Source organism: Autumnicola aciditolerans, assembly GCF_041679265.1.
Lineage (GTDB): Bacteria > Bacteroidota > Bacteroidia > Flavobacteriales > Flavobacteriaceae > Autumnicola.
Genome location: NZ_JBGFSM010000007.1, coordinates 254,071 through 260,176, shown reverse-complemented (window position 1 = coordinate 260,176; position 6,106 = coordinate 254,071). Strand labels below are relative to the sequence as shown.

Below are 6,106 nucleotides of genomic sequence, written 5' to 3'. Positions count from 1 at the left end.
TTGTTTCTTTAATAATCGAATGTTTGATTTCATATACAAGTTGACTTTAGTGGTCAACCTATATCAGGGACATACAACTTTCCACTTTTCACTTTCCACTTTTCACCATTCACTTTTCACCATTCACTCTTCACTCCTAACTCTTCACTCTTCACCAAATAAGCTTCCCCTGCCTTTGAACTGCTACAGAATTGATTATCTTTGCGCAACCTTTTAAAAATCAAGCATGATTCAATCCATGACAGGCTTTGGGAAAAGCGTTTCTGAACTCCCTAATAAAAAAATCACTGTGGAGATCAAATCCCTTAACAGTAAAAATTTTGATCTTAATGCCCGCATTTCTTCCCAGTACCGTGAAAAAGAGCTGGAACTCAGGAAGATCATCTCTAAATCCCTGGTAAGGGGAAAAATTGACCTTTCGGTATATGTGGAAAATACCGGTGAAGAAACCTCTTCTGTAGTCAATCAGGCGGTGGTTAAAAAATATATGGAACAGTTACGCAATCTTAGCAATGGAGATGAAACCGAATTGCTAAAAATGGCAGTTCGCATGCCCGATGCTTTAAAAACGGAGCGCGAAGAAATTGATGAAACCGAATTTACAGCCATTGAGGATGCAGTTGAAGAAGCCCTTACCGAAATTAATAATTTCAGGACAGCCGAAGGGGAAGCGCTGGAAAAAGACCTAAAATTAAGGGTTGATAATATTACCGATTTGTTAAACCAAATTATCGCTATGGATCCTGACCGGATTGATGGCGTGAGGGAACGGCTTAGAAAGGGAGTAGAAGAAATAAAGGAAACGGTAGATGAAAACCGCTTCGAGCAGGAGTTGGTATATTATATCGAGAAATTTGATATTACCGAAGAAAAAGTAAGGCTGGAAAACCATCTTTCTTATTTTCTGGAAACCATTAACAGCCCAGACTCGAATGGCAGAAAACTGGCCTTTATTTCCCAGGAAATGGGGCGCGAGATCAATACTATTGGCAGCAAATCCAATTATGCGCCAATGCAGCAACTGGTAGTTCAAATGAAGGATGAGCTGGAAAAAATAAAAGAACAACTCCTAAACGTACTTTAAAAATGGAGCAGGGCAAACTCATTGTATTTTCGGCACCTTCAGGATCGGGTAAAACAACGATAGTTCAGTATTTATTAGCAAAGAAAGAATTAAAACTGGATTTTTCCATTTCAGCAACCTCCAGGGAACCCCGGGGTGATGAAAAAGACGGGATAGATTATTATTTCCTGTCTCTGGAAGAATTCAAAAAGAAAATTAAGGCCGATGAATTCCTGGAATGGGAAGAGGTTTACCGCGATAATTTTTACGGAACCCTTAAAAGCGAAATTGAAAGAATCTGGAAAGAAGGAAAGCATGTGATTTTTGATATTGACGTGGTTGGAGGTCTTGATATTAAGCACATTTATCCAGATCGCACCCTGGCCGTTTTCGTAAAACCACCAAGCATCGAGGAGCTCAAGATTCGCCTTAAGAAAAGAAAAACGGAAACTCCAGATAAAATTAATATGCGGGTTGCCAAGGCTTCCATAGAACTCGCCACAGCACCACAATTCGATTTTATTATTGAAAACAATAATCTGGAAGTGGCTTTGGAAGAAGCTTATAATCTCGTTGCAAATTATGTGGGTGTAAAAACTGAAAAATGAATAGAAAGGTAGGTTTGTTCTTTGGGACTTTTAATCCCATTCATATAGGGCATCTTATTATTGCCAATCACATGGCAGAATTTTCAGACCTTGAAGAGATCTGGCTGATGGTAACGCCGCACAATCCCCTGAAGAAAAAGAGCACGCTTCTTGAAAACCACCACCGCCTGGAAATGGTTTATAAAGCCTGCGGAGACTTCCCAAAACTGAAGCCGAGCAATATTGAATTCGGGTTGGAACAGCCTAATTATACCGTAAAAACTCTGCTTCATTTACAGGAAAAATATCCTACCAATGAGTTCTGCCCTATCATGGGAGAAGACAATTTAAAAAGTTTTCATAAGTGGAAAAATTATGAAGTGATCCTGGAGAACCATTTTATTTATGTGTATCCGCGCCTTTCAGGAGAGAAAGTGCAGAACCAGTTTAAAGATCACCCCAGGATAAAAAGGGTGGCTGCGCCGGTAATGGAAATTTCTTCAACCTTTATTAGAAAAGCTATTGCAGAAGGAAAAAATATAAGTCCCATGTTACCTGCAGCAGTTTGGGATTATATTAGGCTTATGAATTTTTATAAAAAAAAGACTGTTTAAAAATCTGCTTTTGAGCGCTCTGGTTAGCTGATTGATCCTACTTTTTTCATTGTGGAACTACAAGCTTAGAACGTCGTCTGCTCTCAATTTAGCACCCTCAAAACTTTTAAACAGTCTCCTTATTATTTATTGTTGCGGGATTCGTAAAACCTGCCCGGGATAAATCTTATCAGGATCCTTAAGCATTGGTTTATTGGCTTCAAAAATAATATTAACCTTCTCTTTATCCCCGTAATGAGCTTTAGCTATGCTTCCCAGGGTATCTTCCCTTTCTACGGTATGAAAAACAGCCTCCTTGCTTTCGTTTTCAACTTTTATATTCTCATCTACTTTTTCTATTCCTTCAGAATTACCTGCAATAAGAATTACCTTTTCCCTGGTCTCCATTGTATCTGCAGTTCCAGTGAGGATCGCTGCTGTGCCTTCGATCTCAACCTCCAGCACTTTAATTGCCAAACCCGCTTCCAGAATACGCTCTTTTAAGCTCTGGGCTGCTCTTATATCTTCTTTATGCTCTTTGGCAAGCCGGTCATCAGAAATTTCATGGCTCTCTTCAGCCTCTGCTTTTTCTATTCCAAAAAGTTTTTCGCCGGCTTCTTTAATAAACGAATACACGCCCATAGAGCTCTTTATAATTTATATTCAAGTAAGTTACAAAAGCCTTTGATTCATGCAACACCCTGATTATTAAATTTTTGTTAGAATTTTATACTGAAAAAACCACCTCCGCAAGAAGGTGGTTTAGACTAAATAACTAACCAAAAACTAAGTACGTACCTTTATTTAGCTTTAAGGTACCTATCTAGAACGTATGTTAACGGCATGCATTGCCTGCGAAGTTGTTAAACTTCCTGAAAAGTTTTAAAGCATTCTCAAAAAATGCCCTTAGAAGGAGATAAAATGATTATCCTTATAATTTTCCTTATTTTTGAACAAGAAAATAGTATGTATGGATACAACTCCTAAGTTTGCCGTAATTGGCGGCGGAAGCTGGGCTACCGCAATTGTTAAAATGCTTACTGAAAATGCTGAAACCGTGAACTGGTATATGCGCAGTATTTATGCAATTGAACATATTAAGAAACAGGAGCATAATCCCAATTACCTTAGCTCGGTAGAGTTTGATACCACACAGCTAAAACTTAGCAACGATATTAATGAAACCATACAGGAAGCCAATTATCTTATTTTTGCTATTCCTTCAGCGTTTCTAAAAAGAGAACTGGATAACCTCCAGGTTCCCCTTGAGGATAAGATCATCTTTTCTGCCATTAAAGGCATTGTTCCTGAAAGCAGCTTAATTGTTGGAGAACATTTTGAAGAGTATTACAATATTCCTTATGAAAATATTGGCGTGATCACCGGCCCATGCCATGCAGAAGAAGTTGCACTGGAACGCCTTTCTTACCTCACTATTGCCTGTGCCGATGAACATAAAGCACAGGTTATGGCTAATCACCTGGGAAGCGATTACATCACCTGTAAAATCACCGATGATGTTACGGGAACCGAGTATGCTGCTGTGCTTAAAAACATTTATGCCATTGCCGCCGGAATTGCGCACGGGCTTGGTTATGGAGATAATTTCCAAAGCGTGCTAATGAGTAACGCGATAAGAGAAATGAAGAAATTCATTAAAAAGGTGCATAAGATGAAGCGCAACATTAATGATTCTGCTTACCTGGGAGATTTACTGGTAACGGGATATTCGGTTTTTAGCCGCAACAGGATGTTTGGGAATATGATTGGTAAAGGCTATACCGTAAAAAGTGCCCAGATGGAAATGAGCATGATTGCGGAAGGATATTACGCTACCGAAAGTGCCTACAAAATCAATAAAGTGAAACGTGCTAAAACTCCTATAATAAATGCGGTTTACGCAATTCTCTACGAAGGGAAAAATCCGAAGAAAGTTTTTAAAAAACTGGCAGATAAATTGGATTAAGCAGCGTTTGAAATTTCATAGCTAAATAACATATATTCCTTTTTTTGTAATCCCGATTCCCATTCTAAGCTTTCGCATATCGATAAACTGACATTTATTTTCGATAAACGTACTAATTTCATTATCAAAATATTAAAATCAAGGTGGTTTAAATTTTTTGTTTTATTATTGCTCCTGTAAATTTTTTTACAGCCCAAATAATACTAACCTTAACCTATAATTATGACTAAAAAATTACTTGGTCTAAGTCTTCTTGCTTCCACTTTTTTAATTTCCTGTAATTCCAATGATATAAACGATTCTTCATCTCAGGAAAATATTTTTAATGTAGACAACAATTCTTCTGAACTCAGTAAATCCCTTAGCAATGATGGCGTGGGAGTTCTTGGAGTAACTTCTGTAAGCAATAATCGCAGCGCAGATGTTATTGATGCAGATTCCGAAATTGAAAAAATCACCCTGGAACAAATTGCCACTATTGATCCTCCTGTGCTTGACGGGCAGGCGATGCGCGCCAACCACGTGGATATTGATGGTGATTATGCCTATGTTGCCTACACCAAAGAAGGCCCAACATATTTGGGAGGAATAGATGTGATAGATATTAGCGACAAGTATGCCCCTAAATTGGTGAGCAGGATGACTACTGCTTCTGCAGACGTGAATGCCCTCTTTTACCGAAACAATAAAGTATTTTTTACCGGAGCTCTCAACTGGCAGGCCAGCGGCTCCCAACGTGCTTTTTATGCATCAATAGACGTTTCTAACGGGGAACTGGCTACAAAGAATCACATAGAGCGCTTTTATCAAGGGCAGGCCGGCGTAGATATTTTTCCATACCAGGAAGATAATTTTATAGCCCTTAGTGGGAGCGAGAGCAGTTTAGGCTACTATAATTCCAACTCCCTTATTACGGAAATGGAAGGTTCTAATTTTGAAGACTTACGTGCCGCTGCTGCACTTCCAAACGGAAAAATAGTCGCATTAAGCGGAAATGGTTACCTGCTTATTCTTGAGCCCCGGCTTTTGGGTGTAGAAAAAGAGATCCAAACACAGCCCTTAATTGCTGAATCCAAAAGAACAATTGAATTGCTTAATGACCAGCTTTTGGTTTCTGAAGGCCCTAATGGAGTGGGAATTTACAATTTGGAAAGCGGTCAGGAAGTATCCAGGCTGCCCATACATATGCTCCCGGGAGCTGAAGTAGCTGAAGGTGATAAAGTAACCAATTCGGTAACCACTTTTAATGATTTTGTTTTAATGGGTAATGGTGGTGCCGGTTTTGGTATTACAAAACTTGACGAAAATAATAATGTTGTAGAAGAAGGAATAATTGAAATAGACGGCTCTGCAAACTATGTTAAAGCTAAGGGAGATTATATCTTTGTAGCTTCAGGAACCGGAGGTTTAAGAATTTTAAAAATGAGCCGTCCTGTTGCTGCAGAAACAAATTTCCTCGCCTGTTCAGATTATAATGCTTATTCCGGGGACAAAAACCTGAATGTAAATTCTGGTGCTGTAGCTTCATATAGCGGTTCTGTAACTTTAAAACATCTTAATGTAGGTGGTATCTTAAATTTCTGCGGAGCGCTTAATATTGAAAAAAGCACCAATATTAACAGCTTTGGAGAATTTAACATGAGTGGAGCCCTTGCTGTAGGACAAGCAAATAAAAATGAGAACCTTACAGTAAACTCAAAATCCACCCTTAGAATAGACGGAAGCCTTACCGTATATGGTGATTTTAACCTCAACAGCGGCGCTACGCTGGAGTTTGTAGGGGAAGATTCCAGTATTCATGTTTATGGTGAGGTTAAAAAAGGAAACGATGTAAGTATTGTTGGTGATTATACAGATACTTCAAATAAGTTATAATAACTCAATTTAGGCTGAAATT

General features: G+C 38.7%; 6 protein-coding genes. 5 read left to right on the top strand and 1 reads right to left on the bottom strand.

The features are described from left to right. Nucleotides 1-226: 226 nt before the first annotated feature. Genes AB8M93_RS09970 through nadD form a run of 3 tightly spaced genes read left to right on the top strand, consistent with a single transcriptional unit; the run spans nt 227 to nt 2,264 of the window. A complete protein-coding gene (locus AB8M93_RS09970; protein ID WP_373057429.1) occupies nt 227-1,084 on the top strand; it encodes a YicC/YloC family endoribonuclease in 858 nt (285 codons plus the stop codon). 2 nt (nt 1,085-1,086) lie between these two features. Then, on the top strand, nt 1,087-1,671 hold the full coding sequence (gmk, locus tag AB8M93_RS09965) for a guanylate kinase (protein ID WP_373057428.1): 585 nt from the start codon (nt 1,087-1,089) through the stop codon (nt 1,669-1,671). Further along, nucleotides 1,668-2,264 carry a nicotinate (nicotinamide) nucleotide adenylyltransferase gene (gene nadD / locus AB8M93_RS09960; protein ID WP_373057427.1) on the top strand — a complete coding sequence of 199 codons (597 nt, stop codon included), beginning with the start codon at nt 1,668-1,670 and terminating at the stop codon, nt 2,262-2,264. Before gmk ends, nadD begins: the two co-directional genes overlap by 4 nt. A gap of 126 nt (nt 2,265-2,390) precedes the next feature. Here nadD and lysM read toward each other — a convergent pair whose 3' ends face one another. Then, nucleotides 2,391-2,885 (bottom strand): peptidoglycan-binding protein LysM, encoded by a 495-nt coding sequence (gene lysM, locus AB8M93_RS09955; protein WP_373057426.1) that lies wholly within the window; start codon nt 2,883-2,885, stop codon nt 2,391-2,393. 328 nt (nt 2,886-3,213) lie between these two features. Between lysM and AB8M93_RS09950 the strand changes: the two genes are divergently transcribed. Together AB8M93_RS09950 and AB8M93_RS09945 are read left to right on the top strand one after the other, a co-directional pair. Beyond that, complete coding sequence (locus AB8M93_RS09950) at nt 3,214-4,209, top strand: NAD(P)H-dependent glycerol-3-phosphate dehydrogenase (RefSeq protein WP_373057425.1); 996 nt, start codon at nt 3,214-3,216, stop codon at nt 4,207-4,209. 222 nt (nt 4,210-4,431) lie between these two features. Beyond that, on the top strand, nt 4,432-6,084 hold the full coding sequence (locus AB8M93_RS09945) for an LVIVD repeat-containing protein (RefSeq protein ID WP_373057424.1): 1,653 nt from the start codon (nt 4,432-4,434) through the stop codon (nt 6,082-6,084). Nucleotides 6,085-6,106: the final 22 nt, after the last annotated feature.

Coding starts and splice junctions, on each gene's coding strand:
- AB8M93_RS09945 (WP_373057424.1), top strand. CDS start 4,432: ATGACTAAAAAATTACTTGGTCTAAGTCTTCTTGCTTCCACTTTTTTA.
- lysM (WP_373057426.1), bottom strand. CDS start 2,885: ATGGGCGTGTATTCGTTTATTAAAGAAGCCGGCGAAAAACTTTTTGGA.
- AB8M93_RS09970 (WP_373057429.1), top strand. CDS start 227: ATGATTCAATCCATGACAGGCTTTGGGAAAAGCGTTTCTGAACTCCCT.
- AB8M93_RS09950 (WP_373057425.1), top strand. CDS start 3,214: ATGGATACAACTCCTAAGTTTGCCGTAATTGGCGGCGGAAGCTGGGCT.
- gmk (WP_373057428.1), top strand. CDS start 1,087: ATGGAGCAGGGCAAACTCATTGTATTTTCGGCACCTTCAGGATCGGGT.
- nadD (WP_373057427.1), top strand. CDS start 1,668: ATGAATAGAAAGGTAGGTTTGTTCTTTGGGACTTTTAATCCCATTCAT.